The following is a 16617-nucleotide window of genomic DNA, read 5'->3' on the forward strand; positions in this document are numbered from 1 at the left end:
TGCTCCTTGGAATGAGGGGTTTCGGGGGGATTTCGGCGTGTCAGTCGAGCCTGACTGCGCCCGACTTCAGGAGATCGCTGTAGCGCTTGGTGCTTTCTTGGACGATCTTGTGGAACTGATCGGGCTGGTTGCCTACCACCTGATATCCCATGTCGGAGAGCTTCTGCTGGACCGCGGGCGACTTGAGTGCGCGGACAAAGGCATCGTTGAGTTTGGCCATGATGGGCGCGGGTGTGCCCTTGGCAGCGACATAGCCGACCCACCCATCCGAAGCAAACTTCACCCCTGCTTCCTTGAAGGTGGGAACATCGGGCAAGGACCGCACGCGCTGGTTGGAAGTCACGGCCAGGGCGGTAACTTGGCCGTTGTCGATGAACGCCTTGCCCGCGCCAGATACCAGCGCGTATTGCAACTGGCCTCCTGCAATGTCATTGAGGATCTGCACCTCGCCCGCGTAGGGCACGTGCTGGGCCTGGATACCAAGCTTTTGCATCATCATCACGTTGTTGAAGTGAAAGCTCGTGCCGGTACCCGGGATGCCGTAGTTCAACTTGCCCGGATGCTTGCGGGCGTAGTCCGTGAAGTCCTTGAGCGTCTTGACGCCCAGTTTCTGATTCACCACCAGGGTCAGAAACGTATCCACCGCGATGGTGATGGGCTCGAACTGCTCCAGCGGCTTGATCTTGTAATTGGGGTTGGTGAGGGGCAGCGTCACCATCGTGGCGGGCACCACCAGCGCCACCGTGTAGCCGTCCTTGGGTGCCTGCAGCAGGGACTGCAGCCCGATCTGCCCGCCGGCGCCGGGGCGGTTGTCCACCACGATGGAGGTACCGAGAATCCTGCCGAGCTCATCGCTGAGCAGGCGCGAGACGATGTCAGTCAACCCGCCAGCGGGGTACGGAACGATCAGCCTGATGGGACGCTCGGGCCATTCACCCGCCATCACGGGCAGCGCGCCGCACAGCGAGAGGGCAGCGGCAGACAGGCCGTGCAGCAGTTGTCTCTTGTTCATCTTCATCATGGGGATGGAAAGCTCTGGTTCTGGTTCAAATGCAATGAAGAAACTTGCGGACGGGTGCTCAACGCAAGGCCATCACGCGCTCGCGGATGAAGCGCAGCAGGTGGTCGTTGAAAACATCGTGCTGCTCCGCGAAGGCGTAGTGGCCCGCATCCGGAATGCAGGCATATTCGGCATGGGGCATGAGTTGCGTCTGCACGCTCTTCATGCCTTCAGGGCGGCCCACCTTGTCGTGTTCGCCCGCCAGAAGCAGCGCGGGCACCTTGACGTTCTTCAGGTTGGGCTCGCCGTCATAGAGCGTGATAGCGGTGATGGCCGCGCAGAATGTGTCAGCGTTGGTGCTCAACGCCACTTCGCGCACCAGGTCGACCATGGGCCCCTTGGAGCCGGGCGCAAACATGGAGTCAATCACCGCGCCGGCCGTATCGCGGAAGCTGTTGCCCGCGCGCAGCGGCTCCACGCGCTCTGCCAGGAAGGTTTTCCGATCCTCTTCACTCTTCTGCGAAAACGAGCCCACCGTGGCCGAGATCACCAGGCCATGCACCTTGTCGGGGCGCGCCGCATACACGGCTGGCGCCGTGATGCCACCCATGCTGTGGCCGAGGACGATGTTCGTCCCCGTGCCACAGCGGTCGATCAGGCACGCCGCCGTCTCGCCGAGGCGCTCGATGCTCAGGCCATCTTCTGGCAGCGGGCTGAGGCCGTACCCAGGCGCATCCCAGGCCACCACCCGCAGCCCCGCACGCACCAACGTCGCGATTTCATGGCGGAAATAGTCCTTGCTGCCGTAAGCGCCATGCAGCAGGAACACAGTGGTATCGCCTGAACCCGACACTTGGTAGTCAGGGAAGCGGTATGCAGTAGTCATCGATGAACTCCAGGGATTACGTCAAATACGGGGGCTGCCTAGAAACGCAGCATTGGTTGCGTCAAATCAAACATTGCAAATTCATTCTGTGGCCTACTTTGCGCACAGCCAAGTTGGACCCGCGACTCTTCCGGATGCCGGAACACGCCTACGGGGCGTGCGTTTTGCCCGCACCGCTTCCAATATCACCGTTCCGGATCACGGAACTTTCGTCTTTTCGTCTCCCCCCTCCTCGCGCTTCTCTCCGACATTACCGTCCGCTTCCGGATGCGAACGGTGGTGGTTCGTAGTGGTGATTTGCATCGCCGGCCTCCTCGTCGTCTGGAAGCAATTCCCCTTAACGACGAGGAGACGACTTGAAACATTCACCCTCACGCGGCATTGTTCCGCGCACCCTGAAAATTTCCGTAGCCGCATGCCTGGCGGTGCTGGCCTGCACCAGCCATGCGCAGTCACGGGTAACGCTGTTCGGTGCCGTCGACCTCGGTGTGCGCACGGTGCACAACGACGCAGGCACCAACACCGGCATGTACAGCGGCAACAACTACACCTCGCGCCTGGGCTTGCGGGGCGAGGAAGACCTGGGCGGCGGCATGAAGGCCAGCTTCTGGTTGGAAGGCACGCTCAATGCGGACACCGGCGCCATGCCCACGCAGTTCTTCGACCGGCGCAGCACGCTGTCGCTGTCGGGCCGCATGGGCGAAGTGCGCCTGGGCCGCGACTACACGCCAGTCTTTCGCGGCTACGCCACGGCTGAGGTGTTCGATTTCGCTGGCGCAGCCAGCATGACGACGCTGTACAGCGGTACGGCCTCCACGGTGCTAAGCCGCGCCTTCAAGGGCAAGACCAGCAGCAACGGTCGCACCAACGGGTCGGTAGGCTACTTCACGCCGGATTCATTTGGGGGGTTCTACCTGAACGCCATGGTGTCGCAAAGTGGCGATGGCAACGTCTCCGGAGACTTCGACTACCGCGGCCTGCGCGTCGGCTACAACAAGGGGCCGCTGCACGTCAACGCGTTCGTCGGCACCACCGACATCAAGCCTGTTGGAGACAACTATCGCATCCACGGCGCAGCCGTTGCCTACAAAGCCAGCCTTGCCAAGGTGACCGCGGCGCTGGTGGATATGCGCTACCAGGACGCGCGTCAGACGAACTACACCCTGGGCATGATCTGGCCCGTGGGGGCGCACGAGGTCAAGGCCACCTGGCACCATATTGACCAAGCCGGCAAAGCGGCCAATGCTGCCTCCATCGACGCCAACGACGCCGACCTGCTCGCCATCGGCTATGTGCACAACCTGTCCAAGCGCACCGCGCTCTACGGCACCCTGGCCTACCTGAACAACAAGGGCAAGGCAGGCTTCAGCATCTCTGGTGCCACTCCAGGAGCTCCCGCCGGCGGCTCCTCTCGCGCCGCGGAATTCGGCATTCGCCACTTGTTCTAAAACAGCACGTCGCATCAAAAAGCCCTCGCAAACGAGGGCTTTTTTTGGAGCTACCGCATCGGCAGCAAGCCAATCCAACAGAGCCCGCCAAGAGGCGTGCTCACGCCAAGGTTTACAGCCCCCGGGCCTCCTGCAGCGCGGCCACGCGCTCTTCGATGGGCGGGTGCGAGGAGAACAGCTTGCCGATGTTGCCCGTGATGCCCATGGCCTGCAGGCTCTGGGGCATCTCGCCGGGCTGCATGCCGCCCAGGCGATACAGGGCGTTGATCATGGGCTGCCTGCGGCCCATGAGCTGGGCGGCGCCGGCGTCGGCGCGGAACTCGCGCTGGCGCGAGAACCAGGCCACGATGATGGCCGCCAGGAAGCCCAGCAGGATGTCCAGCACGATGGTTGTGACCATGTAGCCGATGCCGGGGCCCGAGCTGTTCTCGTCGTTCCTGCGCAGGAAGCTGTCCACGGCGTAGCCGATCACGCGCGACAGGAACACCACGAAGGTGTTCATCACGCCCTGGATCAGCGCCATGGTCACCATGTCGCCGTTGGCCACGTGCGCCACCTCGTGGCCGATGACGGCCTCGACCTCCTCGCGCGTCATGCCCTGCAGCAGGCCGGTGGAGACGGCCACCAGGGCCGAGTTCTTGAAGGCGCCGGTGGCGAAGGCATTGGGCTCGCCCTCGTAGATGCCAACCTCGGGCATCTGGATGCCGGCCTTGTCGGCAAAGCCGCGCACGGTCTCCACGATCCAGGCCTCGTCGGCATTGCGCGGTGCGTTGATGATTTGCACGCCCATGCTCATCTTGGCGATGGGCTTGCTCATCAAGAGCGAGATGATGGCGCCGCCAAAGCCCATGATGAAGGCAAAGCCGAGCAGCGCGCCCAGGTTCAGGCCGTTGGCCGTGAGGAAACGGTTCACGCCCAGCAGGCTGGCGACGATGCCCAGCACCACCACGACGGCGACGTTGGTCAGCAAAAAGAGCGCAATGCGTTTCATCGAGAATTTGCTCCGAACAAAGAGACAGGTTTGCACGCGCCAGCGCGCGCGCAGGAAGACAAGGTGGGGATGGCGCGCGGCCCTTCAAGTACCCCGGGGTCAGGGCCTCATCGGGCGCACGCCGCGGAAAACGAGAGAGTCATCATAAAAGCAAAAGTTCTCGTTCTCGGGCCACCAACCCGGCACGCCCAGCACCGGCAGGGGGCAAAAGGGCTTGGCCGCCAACCACTCGGGCGCCATATCGGTGGCCAGCCCATGGTCTACATTCACTACACAATCAATAGCTACTTGCGCTTTATATACATGGGCTGTGATCGGTTTTCTTGGTAAAACCAATTTTTCCAGCAGCGCATGGCCCAGGAGCAGCAGCCGCGCCTGGCGCCACAGCGGGCGCAGCTCCACGCACAAGCTGCGCCACTGGCGCGCGGCCAGCGCGGCGTGCAGCTCGGGCGGGGCCAGCAGCACGGCGCCGTTTTCGTCGAACAGCGTGAGCGCATCGCGCAGCGGCCCGCGCCGCGCGCCCACGCCCTCGGCCGCGATCACCTGGGCCTGCAGCCGGTTGAAGCGGCGCTTGGTGGCCGGGTAATGCAGCCAGACCAGGCCGTTGAAGAAGTCGTGCAGGTTGTCGCGCGTGGGCACCCGGCTTTCGGCGCAGATGAACTGCTCATAGGCCATGCCCGGCGGCAGCGCCGCCTGGGGCACGAAGCGCACGCCGGGGTCGGGGGCTTTGCCGGCCTCGATCAGCAGATTCAGCGCATCGGCCACGCTGGCGCCGGCCTGCACGTGCTGCGCCGCGCCCTGCCCGAGCAGCGCGAGCGGCGCGAGCCAGGGGCGCTGCCAGTCGATGGTCGCCAGCGCCTGCGCACCGTTCATGCGGCGGCCGGCCCGCCCAGCGGCGGCGGTGCCTGCCGCGCCGCGCGCTTGTCGCGCACGGCCACGCGGGAGCTGCCCTCATCGCGGAACTCGAAGGCCTGCGTGGCCGCCAGCAGCTTGGACAGCGAGGCGTAGCCGTAGTTGCGCGCGTCAAACGAGGTCTTGTTGCCGATCTGCGTGCCCACGGCGCCCACACGGGCCCAGCCGGTTTCGTCCTGCGATGCATGCACGGCGTAGCGCAGCAGGTTCATGAGCCGCGAGTCCTGGCGCAACTGGGCCGTGGGGACGCGCAGCGTGGCCGGGCACAACGGCACGCCGGGCGCCGGCACGTCCTCGGTCTTGCCCGTGGCGGCGCGCGCGGGCTCTGCCTTCGCCGCAGCGGGCGGGGGCGGGGCCGCGGCTTCGGCCTCCTCCTCGCTGACCAGCGACTCCAGGTACAGAAAGCGCGAGCAGGCGTTCACGAAGGGCTTGGGCGTCTGCGCCGCGCCAAAGCCGTACACCGCCGAGCCCTTGGCCCGCAAGTGCATGACCAGCGGGGTGAAGTCGGCGTCCGACGAGACAATGCCGAACGCGTCGGGCCGCTCGGAGTAGAGCAGCTCCATGGCGTCCACGGTCATGGCCATGTCGGTGGCATTCTTGCGCTTGGAATAGTCGAACTGCTGGATGGGGCGGATGGCGAACTCCAGCAGCCGCTGCTGCCAGCCGCCCAGGCCGGACTTGGTCCAGTTGCCGTAGGCCCGCCGCACGTTGATCTCGCCCAGCGTGGACAGCTCGGTGAGGATCTCGTCGATCTTCTCGGCCGGCGCATTGTCGGCGTCGATCAGCAGGGCGATGCGCAACTGGCGTTCCGCGGACATGGGAGATTTCCTCTCAGGCGCTCAGGCCACGAGACGCCAGGGCAGCGCCTCGCCGGCGCGCAGCGGTTTCAGGTCGGCCTCGCCGAAGGGGAAGCTGTCGGGCGGTGTCCAGCTTTCGCGGCGCAGCGTGATTTGGCCCTGGTTGCGCGGCAGGCCATAGAAGGCCGGGCCGTGGAAGCTGGCGAAGGCTTCGAGCCTGTCCAGCGCGCCGGCGTTGTCGAAGGCCTCGGCATACATCTCGATGGCCGCGTGCGCGGTGTAGCAGCCGGCGCAGCCCGTGGCGTGCTCCTTGAGGTGGGCCGGGTGCGGCGCGCTGTCGGTGCCCAGGAAGAACTTGTCGCTGCCGCTGGTGGCCGCCTGCACCAGCGCCTGGCGGTGCAGCTCGCGCTTGAGCACCGGCAGACAGTAGTAATGCGGGCGGATGCCGCCGGTGAAGATGGCGTTGCGGTTGTACAGCAGGTGGTGCGCGGTGATGGTGGCGGCGGTGAAGCGGTCCGCGGCCTGCACGTACTGTGCGGCTTCCTTGGTGGTGATGTGCTCGAACACGATCTTCAGTTCGGGGAAGTCGCGGCGCAGCGGGATCAGCTGCTGCTCGATGAACACCGCCTCGCGGTCGAACAGGTCGATGTCGGGGCTGGTCACCTCGCCGTGCACCAGCAGCAAGAGGCCCGCCTTCTGCATGGCCTCCAGGGTCTTGTAGGTCTTGCGCAGGTCGGTCACGCCCGCGTCGCTGTTCGTCGTGGCGCCGGCCGGGTAGAGCTTCGCGGCCACCACGCCGGCCTCCTTGGCCCGGGCGATTTCCTCGGGCGGCAGGTTGTCGGTGAGGTACAGCGTCATCAGCGGCTCAAACGCCACGCCAGCAGGCACGGCCGCCAGGATGCGCTGCTTGTAGGCCAGCGCCTGCGCCGCCGTGGTCACCGGCGGGCGCAGGTTGGGCATGATGATGGCGCGGCCGAACTGGGCGGCGGTGTGCGGCACGACGGTGTGCAGCGGGTCGCCGTCGCGCACGTGCAGGTGCCAGTCGTCGGGACGGGTGAGGGTCAGGGTGTCGGTGATGGCGGTCATGGGCGTGATTGTCCCATTGGCCGGCGCCAATACCCATGCTGATGGGCGCAGACGCAGCGGGGCGTATCCTGCCCGCATGTTGGGCTATGCGCACAGGACCATGCCATGGACAAAATCATCCCACCCCACCATGTCCGCATCAAGCGCGCCTACGAGCCGCCTGTTTCGGAAGACGGCGCGCGCATCCTGATCGACCGGCTATGGCCGCGCGGCGTGAAGAAGGAGGCTCTGGCGCTTGCCGAGTGGTCCAAGGCGCTGGCGCCGAGCACCGCGCTGCGCCAGTGGTTCAAGCACGACCCCGCCTTGTGGGAGGAGTTTCGCCGCCGCTACGCCGCCGAGCTGCGCCAGCAGCCCGAAGCCTGGGAGGCGCTGCGCCAGCGTGCGCTGCATGGCGTGGTGACGTTGGTGTATTCGGCACAGGATGAGGCGGTGAACAACGCCGTCGCCATGCGCGGCTTTCTGCTGCAGCGCGGCGGGCTGGACGTTGATTGACGCCAGCCCGGCCAGCCCTGGCGAAGGAGGATCTCGCTCCAAGGTTGCAGGGATTTACGTGCGCGCAAGCACCGGCGCCAGCGCCCGGCCCGTGTGCGTGCCCAGGCGCACCAGGTCTTCGGGCGTTGCCGCGGCCACGATGGCGCCGCCGTCCTTGCCGCCCTCGGGCCCCAGGTCGATGATCCAGTCGGCCTCGGCGATCACGTCCAGGTCGTGTTCGATCACCATCACGCTGTGGCCGCCGTCCACCAGGCGGTGCAGCACCTTGATGAGCTTGTGCACGTCGGCCATGTGCAGGCCCACGGTGGGCTCGTCCAGCACGTAGAGCGTGTGCGGGCTTTTCTGCCCGCGTCGCCCGACCTCATCCCTCACCTTGGTCAGTTCAGTGACCAGCTTGATGCGCTGCGCCTCGCCGCCGCTGAGCGTGGGGCTGGGCTGGCCCAGCGTGAGATAGCCCAGGCCCACGTCCTTCAGGAGCTGCAGCGGGTGGGAAATAGCGGGCATGCTGGCAAAGAACTCCACCGCCTCGTCCACCTCCATCTGCAGCACGTCGCCAATGCTCTTGCCGCGCCAGGTGACGGCCAGCGTCTCGGGGTTGAAGCGCGCGCCGTGGCAGACCTCGCAGGGCACCTTCACGTCGGGCAGGAAGCTCATCTCGATGGTGCGCACGCCCTGCCCTTCGCAGCCCGGGCAGCGGCCCTCGCCGGTGTTGAAGGAAAAACGCCCGGGCGCATAGCCGCGCGCCTTGGCCTCCAGCGTCTCGGCGTAGAGCTTGCGCACGGTGTCCCAGAAGCCGATGTAGGTGGCGGGGCAGCTGCGCGGTGTCTTGCCGATGGGGGTCTGGTCCACCTCCAGCACGCGGTCGATGCTCTCGAAGCCCGACAGGCCAGTGCAGCCGGCCAGCGGCGGCGCGTTGCCCGCGTCCATGGCCTCGCGCCCGGCCTTGGTACTGCGCTGCTGCACCCATGCGGCCACGTTGGCCAGCAGCACGTCGCGCGCCAGCGTGGACTTGCCCGAGCCGCTCACGCCGGTGACGGCCACCAGGCGCTGCAGCGGCACGCGCGCGGTGACCTGCTGCAGGTTGTGCAAATGCGCGCCATGCACGCTGAGCCAGCGCAGTGGTTTTGAGTCATTTTGGCCTTCAGCGCATATGGGACGGGCGCCAACAGCTATATTTTCAGCAGCATTCACCGGCCGCCGCTCCTGCAGCGGATGGCGCATGGCATGCAGCAGGTAGCGGCCGGTCTGCGAGTCCGCGGCCGCCTGCACATCCGCCACCGTGCCCTGGGCCACCAGGCGCCCGCCGCGCTTGCCGGCGCTGGGGCCGATGTCGATGATGTGGTCCGCGCGGCGGATGGTGTCCTCGTCATGCTCCACCACCACCAGGGTGTTGCCCTTGTCGCCGAGCTTGTGCAGGGCGTTCAGCAGGATCTGGTTGTCGCGCGCGTGCAGGCCGATGGTGGGCTCATCCAGCACGTAGCACACGCCCTGCAGGTTGCTGCCCAGCTGCGCCGCCAGGCGGATGCGCTGCGCCTCGCCGCCGCTGAGCGTGGGCGCGCCGCGGTCCAGCGTGAGGTAGGACAGGCCCACCTCTTCCAGGAACTCCAGCCGGCTCTGGATCTCGGGCACGAGGTCGCGCGCGATCTCGGCCTCGCGCCCCGTCAGTTGCAACCCGGCGATCCACTGCCGCACCTCGCTCACCGCCAGGTGCGCCACCTCGGTGATCGGCGTGCCGGCGAACAGCACGGCGCGCGCCACCGGGTTCAGGCGCGTGCCCTGGCAGCTGGGGCAGGCCACATCGGCCATGTCCTCCACCTCGGGCTCGGCAAAGGTCTGCTCGCGGCCGCGGTCGTCCGACTGCACCGAGTCGTCGAAGACCTTGCGCTGCGCCGATGTCAGCCTGACGCCCGTGCCCACGCAGTCCGGGCACCAGCCGTGCTTGCTGTTGTAGGAGAACAGGCGCGGATCCAGCTCGGCATAGCTGGTGGCGCACACCGGGCAGGCGCGCTTCGTGGAGAACACCTGCAAGCGCCCGATGTGCGCCGTGGGCGCGCCGTCCTGCAGTGCCTCCTGCAAACCATCGAGGGCGCTCAGCACATGCACCACGCCCTTGCCCAGCTCCAGCGCCTTGGCCAGTTGCGTGCGCAGTGCATCCTCGTGCTGCGCCGACACGTCCAGGCTGGCCACGGGCAGCTCGATGGTGTGCTCCTTGAAGCGGTCGATGCGCGGGAAACCCGAGGTCGGCAGGAAATTGCCGTCCACGCGCAGGTGCGTGTAGCCGCGCGGGCGCGCCCAGTCGGCCAGCTCGGTATAGACGCCCTTGCGGTTCACCACCAGCGGCGCCAGCAGCCCGATGTGCTGGCCCCTGAACTGCGTGAGCAGTTGCGCGGCGATGCTCTCGGCCGTCTGCGGCTGCACGGCCGCGCCGTCGTGCACGCAGTGCTGCACGCCCAGCTTCACGTACAGCAGGCGCAGGAAATGCCATACCTCGGTGGTCGTGCCCACGGTGCTCTTGCGCCCGCCGCGCGACAGGCGCTGCTCGATAGCCACGGTGGGCGGTATGCCGTACACCGCGTCCACCTCGGGGCGGCCGGCGGGCTGCACGATGCTGCGCGCGTAGGCGTTGAGCGATTCCAGGTAGCGGCGCTGGCCCTCGTTGAACAGGATGTCGAAGGCCAGCGTGGACTTGCCCGAACCGGAAACGCCCGTGATGACGTTGAACTGGCCGCGCGGGATATCCAGCGTGAGGTGCTTGAGGTTGTGCTCGCGCGCGTTCACGATCTCTATGGCGTTTTTGGCCTCTGGCGCTTTCCCCCCCTGCGCGAGCAGCTTCTCTTTTCGTAGCACGGCCTGCTGCTCGTGCACCGCATGGCCGCCCTCGCCCAACGCCTGCTCGTACTCGCGCAGTGCCTGCGCGGTGTGCGAGGCCGGGTGCTGGCGCACCTCCTCGGGCGCGCCCTCGGCCACCAATTGCCCGCCGGCGTCGCCGCCCTCGGGGCCCAGGTCGATGAGCCAGTCGCTGGCGCGGATCACGTCCAGGTTGTGCTCGATGACGATGAGCGAGTGGCCCGCGTCCAGCAGCTTGCGTAAGGCACGCATGAGCTTGGCGATGTCGTCGAAGTGCAGGCCGGTGGTGGGCTCGTCGAACAGGAACAGCGTGCCCTTCCTGGCCAGCGGCTGGCGCGACTTGGCCTGGCTCTTCGCCGCCTCGGCCAGAAAGCCTGCCAGCTTCAGCCGCTGCGCCTCGCCGCCCGACAGCGTGGGCACGGGCTGGCCCAGGCGCACATATTCCAGCCCCACGTCCACGATCGGAGTCAGCGCCCGTATCACCTCGCGGTCCTTGGCGAAGAGCTGGGCGGCCTCGTGCACGGTGAGTTCCAGTACCTGGGCCACGTTGAGCAGGCTGCCGCCACGCTCGATGCGCACCTCCAGCACCTCGGGCCGGTAGCGCTTGCCATCGCAGTCGGGGCAGCGCAGGTACACGTCCGACAGAAACTGCATCTCCACATGCTCGAAGCCCGAGCCACCGCAGGTGGGGCAGCGCCCGTCGCCCGAGTTGAAACTGAACTTGGCGGCGGTGTAGCCGCGCTCCCTGGCCAGCGGCGCCACGGCGAACAGCTCGCGGATGGCATCCCAGGCGCCCACGTAGCTCACGGGGTTGGAGCGCGCCGTCTTGCCGATGGGCGACTGGTCCACGAACACCACGTCGCTTAAGAAGTCGGCACCCAGCAGGCGCTCATGCGCGCCGGGCGATTCCGTGGCCTTGCCGAAGTGGCGCATGAGCGCGGGCGCCAGCACGTCCTGGATCAGCGTGGACTTGCCCGAGCCCGACACGCCGGTGACGGTGACCAGGCGCTGCAGCGGGAACTCCACGCTCACACCCTGCAGGTTGTGCTCGCGCGCGCCTTCGAGGATCAGGCGCGGCGTAGCCTGCGTCACCAGGCGCTTGAGCCCGGTGCCGATCTGCCTGTGCCCGCCCAGGTACTGGCCGGTGAGCGTGGACGCGCGGCGCAGCTCGTCCACCGTGCCGTCGAACACGATCTGCCCGCCGCGCTCGCCCGGGCCGGGCCCGAAGTCGAGGATGCGATCGGCCGCGAGCATGACGGCCGGGTCGTGCTCCACCACCACCAGCGTGTTGCCCGCATCGCGCAGGCGCAGCATGGCCTCGGTGATGCGGTGCATGTCGCGCGGGTGCAGGCCGATGCTGGGCTCGTCCAGCACGAACAGCGTGTTCACCAGGCTGGTGCCCAGCGCCGTGGTGAGGTTGATGCGCTGCACCTCGCCACCGGAGAGCGTGCGGCTTTGCCGGTCCAGCGTGAGGTAGCCGATGCCCACGTCGCACAGGTACTTGAGACGCGTGGATATTTCCTCGTGCAGCAGCTGCAGCGCCTGCCGTTCTCCCTCGCCCGGTCTTACCCCCTCCCCCTCTGGGGGACTAAAACCAAAAAACCGCCGCAACCGTTCGATCGGCAACAGCATCAGGTCATGCAGGCACAGCCCCGGCAGCGCCTCCAGCTGCGCGCGGGACCATTGAACGCCCTGGGGCATGAAGCGCCTCTCGGGCGCCAGCACGGCGTCGGCCTCCTGCTTGCCGCCCACGCGCCACAGCAGGCTCTCGGTCTTCAGGCGCGCGCCGGTGCAGGCCGGACATGGCGTGTAGCTGCGGTACTTGGACAGCAGCACGCGGATGTGCATCTTGTAGGCCTTGCTCTCCAGGTAGGCGAAGAAGCGCCGTATGCCATACCACTGCTTGTTCCAGTTGCCTTCACGGAAGCCCGGCGTGCCCTCGATCACCCAGTGCCGCTGCTCGGCCGTGAGCTTGTACCAGGGCGTGTCGCGCGGAATGCCCGCGTCTTCCGCGTAGCGCATCAGGTCGTCCTGGCACTCCTGCCACGCGGGCGTCTGTATCGGCTTGATGGCGCCGGCGCGCAGCGTGAGCTTTTCATTCGGAATGACCAGCCCCCAGTCCACGCCGATCACGCGGCCGAAGCCCCGGCAGCTGTCGCAGGCGCCCACGGCCGAGTTGAACGAAAACATGGAGGCGATGGGCTCGGCGTAGCGCAGATCGCTGTCGGGGCAATGCAGGCCGGTGGAAAACCGCCACAAGTCCGGCTCGCCATCGTCCCGCAGGCGATAGACGTTGAGCCGCCCGCCGCCGCGCTTGAGCGCGATCTCGATGGCCTCGACCACGCGCGCACGCTCGGCCTGCCCCAAGCGGAAACGGTCGGCCACCACGTCGAGCAGCTTCTTGCCATCGTGCTCGCGCTCGGCCTGCACCCGCGTGAAGCCGCTGGCGGACAGCCATTGTTCGAGCTGCTCGGCCGTGATGCCCGCAGGCAGCTCGACGGGAAAGGTCAGCACGAGGCGCGGGTCGCCCTCTGCCGCGCTGCGGCGCTGCAGCTCGGCGTAGATGCTGTCGGGCGAGTCATGGCGCACGGGCAGCGCCGTCTGCCGGTCGAACAACTGGCCGGCGCGCGCGAACAGCAGCTTCAGGTGGTCGTTCAGCTCCGTCATCGTGCCCACGGTGGAGCGCGAGCTGCGCACCGGGTTGGTCTGGTCGATGGCAATCGCCGGGGGCACCCCCTCGACCTTGTCCACGGCGGGCTTGTCCATGCGGTCCAGAAACTGGCGCGCGTAGGCGCTGAAGGTCTCCACGTAGCGGCGCTGACCCTCGGCGTACAGCGTGTCGAACACCAGGCTGGATTTTCCCGAACCGCTGGGCCCCGTGACCACCGTGAGCTCGCCCGTGCGGATATCCAGGTCCAGGTTCTTGAGGTTGTGCTGGCGCGCACCGTGGATACGGATCAGTCCCTGGGTCATGAGCGGGTCTTTCTGCTTCGAGGCCGAACATTCTAGGAGCCTGTCGGACTTTGGGCCTCGATAGCCTTCTCAAAGGGCGGCGAAACCCAAAATGCGCCGCTGCGCTCATTGGCACCACAGCGTTTTCCAAGACCGACACCCTGGCACAGTCGCGCTTTGCGCATAAAAAAAAGCCCCACACCATTGTGTGGGGCCGCTCTGACTTGATTCCAGGCCCGATTCGATGGAATCAGACCGGGGTTTCAGGCAGCTTGCGCTGCCGGCAATCAGAAGTTGTGGCGCACGCCCAGGGCCAGCGAGCTGAAGTCGGCGGTCGGAGCCTCGTTGTTCAGCTTGGTGTAGTAGGTGTAGACCTTGGTGCGCTTGCTCAGGTTGTAGTTGTAGCCCAGCGTCCACTGCGTGGCAGCGCTGTCATTCAACTTGCTCCAATCGTTGGCACGGCCCACGTTCACGTGGAACTCGGAGGCGCCCATGGCGTACATGCCGGACAGGCGGAAGTTGTTGCGCGTGCCGGCGCCGTTACCCCCGTTGAGCTGGTTGTCATCCTTGTTGCGCTGATAGTAGCCACCGACGGTGAACTGGCCGAAGGTGTACAGAGCGCGCAGGCCCAGTTGGTAGTTGCTGTTCACATAGCTGTAGCCGGCACCCAGGTGCAGCGGGCCCATGTTGTAGTTGGCAGCCAGGTCGTAGCCGTTCTTGTTGTTGGTGCCGGCAGCCTTTTCATGCAGCAGCACGGCGGCATCCACCGTCAGGCCACCCATGCTGGGGGTGCGGTAACCAATCTTGTTCTTGGTGCCGAGGCCACCAAACCACACGGGGTCGTAGTACAGGGCGTCGGACGAAGAGCCCGTGTCATGGTTGTGCATGCTCACGTAGTCGGCCGTGGCGTAGTACGACTCGGGCACGAAATTGCCCAGGCGCAGCATGCCGAAGCCGCCCGACAGGTTCACCTCGCTTTGGCGGCCAAAGTTCAGCGCGCCAGCAGCGGTCGTCAGGCCAGGCCAGCCCGTACCAGCACCGGTGTCGGAGGCGAAGCCGCTTTCCAGCTGGAAACCAGCCTTCATGCCACCGCCCAGATCTTCGCTACCCTTGATGCCCCAGCGCGAGGAATTGTTGAACATGCCGGTGGTGGAAACGCTTCCAAGCTTCTGGCGCTCCACGGTGGTGTTCACACGGCCATAGAGGGTGACGCTGCTTTGTGCGAGCGCCGCGGAGGTGCCGACCAGTGCCAGGGCGGCGAACAGCAGACGATTGGCTTTATGCATGGGATGTCCTTGAATGTTTGTGTCTATCAGGGGTAGTAGCCACCGTTTGTCTTCGGCATTTCGCCGATGAGTACGTTGCGCGTCTACGGCCCTGATTTTAGAAGCGGGGGGAGCCTGAACTCCCGGTTAAACGCCTGGGTTGATGTTTTAAAGCAACAGCCCCGTGTGGGCGGGGCCGTTGCTGCGAATGCCGGGGTCGATGCGGGCCCAGGGTTCAGTCGTTGGCGTAGATGTCCACGTCCTTGGTCTCGCGCAGGAACAGCATGCCCACCACCAGGGTCATGCCGGCGATGATGATGGGATACCACAGGCCGTTGTACATATTGCCGGTCTGGGCCACGATGGCGAACGACATGGTGGGCAGCAGGCCGCCGAACCAGCCATTGCCGATGTGGTACGGCAGGCTCATCGAGGTATAGCGGATGCGCGTGGGGAACAGTTCCACCAGCATGGCGGCAATCGGGCCGTAGACCATGGTCACCAGGATCACCAGGTAGGTCAGGATGACGACCATCATCGTCTTGTTCATCTTCGCGGGATCGGCCTTGGCGGGATAGCCGTCCGCCTTCAAGGTGTCGGCCACGGCCTTCTTGAAGGCAGCGTCCTTGGCCTTGGCTTCGTCGGCGGCGATGCCCTTGCTGGTATAGCTTTGAATCACGTGATCGCCGATCTTGATGACGGCGGGCGTGCCGGCGGGGGCCACTTCGTTGTCATAGCTGACCGAGCTGGCGGCCAGCAACTGCTTGGCGATGTCGCAGGAGCTGGTGAACTTGGCCGTGCCCGTGGGGTTGAACTGGAACGAGCATTCCTTGGGGTCTGCCACCACCACCACCTTGTTGTTGGCCTGGGCCAGGGCCAGGTCCGGGTTGGCGGCCTCCGTCAAAGCCTTGAACACGGGGAAGTAGCTCACGATGGCCAGCGCGCAGCCCGCCATGATGATGGTCTTGCGGCCGATCTTGTCGGACAGGGAGCCAAACACCAGGAAGAAGGGCGTGCCGATCAGCAGGGCGGCGGCAATCAGCAGATTGGCCGTGACGGGGTCCACCTTGAGCTGCTGCGTCAGGAAGAACAGCGCGTAGAACTGGCCCGTGTACCAGACCACGGCCTGGCCGGCGGTCAGGCCGAACAGGGCGATGAGCACGATCTTCATGTTCTTCCACTGGCCGAAGGACTCGGCCAGGGGCGCCTTGGAGGTCTTGCCCTCGGCCTTCATCTTCTGGAAGGCGGGCGACTCGGACAGCTGCATGCGGATCCACACTGAGATGGCCAGCAGCAGGATGGACACCAGGAAGGGAATGCGCCAGCCCCAGTCGTTGAACGCCGGCTCGCCCATGACGGTGCGCGTGCCTAGGATCACCAGCAGCGAAAGAAACAGGCCCATGGTGGCCGTGGTCTGGATCCAGGCGGTGTAGGCCCCGCGCTTGCCGTTGGGGGCGTGCTCGGCCACGTAGGTGGCGGCGCCGCCGTATTCACCGCCCAGCGCCAAGCCTTGCAGCAGGCGCAGGCAGATCAGGATGACCGGAGCGGCCACGCCAATGCTGGCGTAGTTGGGCAGGATGCCGACGATGAAGGTCGAGATGCCCATGATCAGGATGGTGACCAGGAAGGTGTACTTGCGCCCGATCAGATCGCCCAGGCGGCCAAAGAACAGCGCACCGAAGGGCCGGACGATGAAGCCCGCGGCAAAGGCCAGCAGGGCAAAGATGAAGGCCGACGTGGGATCGAGCCCGGCGAAGAACTGCTTGGCGATGATCGCCGCCAGCGAGCCGTAGAGATAAAAGTCATACCACTCGAACACCGTTCCGAGGGATGACGCCAGGATCACCTTGCGTTCCTCGGGCGACATGGGGCGTGCAGCCGCCTTGCCGCCCACGCCTTGCGTAGCGCTGATTGCCATTGTTTGTCTCCTATTTCATTGAA

11 protein-coding genes are annotated in these 16617 nt (G+C 66.0%); 2 read left to right on the top strand and 9 right to left on the bottom strand.

The genetic code is table 11. The features are described 5' to 3' along the window. Positions 1 to 40 precede the first annotated feature (40 nt). Positions 41 to 1012, bottom strand: coding sequence for a Bug family tripartite tricarboxylate transporter substrate binding protein (locus P7644_RS17295; protein ID WP_404300474.1), 972 nt, complete (start codon positions 1010 to 1012; stop codon positions 41 to 43). Positions 1013 to 1079: 67 nt separating this feature from the next. Continuing rightward, entirely contained in the window at positions 1080 to 1886 is an 807-nt protein-coding gene (locus P7644_RS17300) for an alpha/beta fold hydrolase (protein ID WP_404300475.1), read from the bottom strand. Positions 1887 to 2242: 356 nt separating this feature from the next. Here P7644_RS17300 and P7644_RS17305 point away from each other — a divergent pair, with 356 nt between their 5' ends. Further along, complete coding sequence (locus P7644_RS17305) at positions 2243 to 3334, top strand: porin (protein ID WP_404300476.1); 1092 nt, start codon at positions 2243 to 2245, stop codon at positions 3332 to 3334. 112 nt (positions 3335 to 3446) lie between these two features. Here the strand turns inward: P7644_RS17305 and htpX are convergent, their stop codons facing one another. The 4 genes from htpX to pyrC form a co-directional block, all read right to left on the bottom strand. Further along, positions 3447 to 4325, bottom strand: a complete 879-nt coding sequence (gene htpX / locus P7644_RS17310) for a protease HtpX (RefSeq protein ID WP_404300477.1) — start codon at positions 4323 to 4325, stop codon at positions 3447 to 3449. 99 nt (positions 4326 to 4424) lie between these two features. After that, positions 4425 to 5198 carry a DUF3025 domain-containing protein gene (locus tag P7644_RS17315; protein ID WP_404300478.1) on the bottom strand — a complete coding sequence of 258 codons (774 nt, stop codon included), beginning with the start codon at positions 5196 to 5198 and terminating at the stop codon, positions 4425 to 4427. Next, positions 5195 to 6055: an NYN domain-containing protein gene (locus P7644_RS17320; RefSeq protein ID WP_404300479.1), complete on the bottom strand. Its 861-nt coding sequence runs from the start codon at positions 6053 to 6055 to the stop codon at positions 5195 to 5197. The genes P7644_RS17315 and P7644_RS17320 overlap by 4 nt, the downstream gene beginning before the upstream one ends. A gap of 21 nt (positions 6056 to 6076) precedes the next feature. After that, complete coding sequence (gene pyrC / locus P7644_RS17325) at positions 6077 to 7120, bottom strand: dihydroorotase (RefSeq protein WP_404300480.1); 1044 nt, start codon at positions 7118 to 7120, stop codon at positions 6077 to 6079. 105 nt (positions 7121 to 7225) lie between these two features. Here pyrC and P7644_RS17330 point away from each other — a divergent pair, with 105 nt between their 5' ends. After that, positions 7226 to 7612: a DUF488 domain-containing protein gene (locus tag P7644_RS17330; protein WP_404300481.1), complete on the top strand. Its 387-nt coding sequence runs from the start codon at positions 7226 to 7228 to the stop codon at positions 7610 to 7612. A gap of 54 nt (positions 7613 to 7666) precedes the next feature. Here the strand turns inward: P7644_RS17330 and uvrA are convergent, their stop codons facing one another. The 3 genes from uvrA to P7644_RS17345 all read right to left on the bottom strand — a co-directional run bounded on the left by uvrA (position 7667) and on the right by P7644_RS17345 (position 16594). After that, positions 7667 to 13432 (bottom strand): excinuclease ABC subunit UvrA, encoded by a 5766-nt coding sequence (uvrA, locus tag P7644_RS17335; RefSeq protein WP_404300482.1) that lies wholly within the window; start codon positions 13430 to 13432, stop codon positions 7667 to 7669. A gap of 266 nt (positions 13433 to 13698) precedes the next feature. Next, positions 13699 to 14697: a porin gene (locus P7644_RS17340; RefSeq protein WP_404300483.1), complete on the bottom strand. Its 999-nt coding sequence runs from the start codon at positions 14695 to 14697 to the stop codon at positions 13699 to 13701. A gap of 214 nt (positions 14698 to 14911) precedes the next feature. Then, positions 14912 to 16594, bottom strand: a complete 1683-nt coding sequence (locus P7644_RS17345; RefSeq protein WP_404300484.1) for an MFS transporter — start codon at positions 16592 to 16594, stop codon at positions 14912 to 14914. Between the last annotated feature and the right edge of the window lie 23 nt (positions 16595 to 16617).

This window comes from Alicycliphilus denitrificans (assembly GCF_044792555.1).
Lineage (GTDB): Bacteria > Pseudomonadota > Gammaproteobacteria > Burkholderiales > Burkholderiaceae_C > Alicycliphilus > Alicycliphilus denitrificans_A.

Coding starts and splice junctions, on each gene's coding strand:
- P7644_RS17330 (WP_404300481.1), top strand. CDS start 7,226: ATGGACAAAATCATCCCACCCCACCATGTCCGCATCAAGCGCGCCTAC.
- htpX (WP_404300477.1), bottom strand. CDS start 4,325: ATGAAACGCATTGCGCTCTTTTTGCTGACCAACGTCGCCGTCGTGGTG.
- P7644_RS17340 (WP_404300483.1), bottom strand. CDS start 14,697: ATGCATAAAGCCAATCGTCTGCTGTTCGCCGCCCTGGCACTGGTCGGC.
- pyrC (WP_404300480.1), bottom strand. CDS start 7,120: ATGACCGCCATCACCGACACCCTGACCCTCACCCGTCCCGACGACTGG.
- P7644_RS17315 (WP_404300478.1), bottom strand. CDS start 5,198: ATGAACGGTGCGCAGGCGCTGGCGACCATCGACTGGCAGCGCCCCTGG.
- uvrA (WP_404300482.1), bottom strand. CDS start 13,432: ATGACCCAGGGACTGATCCGTATCCACGGTGCGCGCCAGCACAACCTC.
- P7644_RS17320 (WP_404300479.1), bottom strand. CDS start 6,055: ATGTCCGCGGAACGCCAGTTGCGCATCGCCCTGCTGATCGACGCCGAC.
- P7644_RS17295 (WP_404300474.1), bottom strand. CDS start 1,012: ATGAACAAGAGACAACTGCTGCACGGCCTGTCTGCCGCTGCCCTCTCG.
- P7644_RS17345 (WP_404300484.1), bottom strand. CDS start 16,594: ATGGCAATCAGCGCTACGCAAGGCGTGGGCGGCAAGGCGGCTGCACGC.
- P7644_RS17300 (WP_404300475.1), bottom strand. CDS start 1,886: ATGACTACTGCATACCGCTTCCCTGACTACCAAGTGTCGGGTTCAGGC.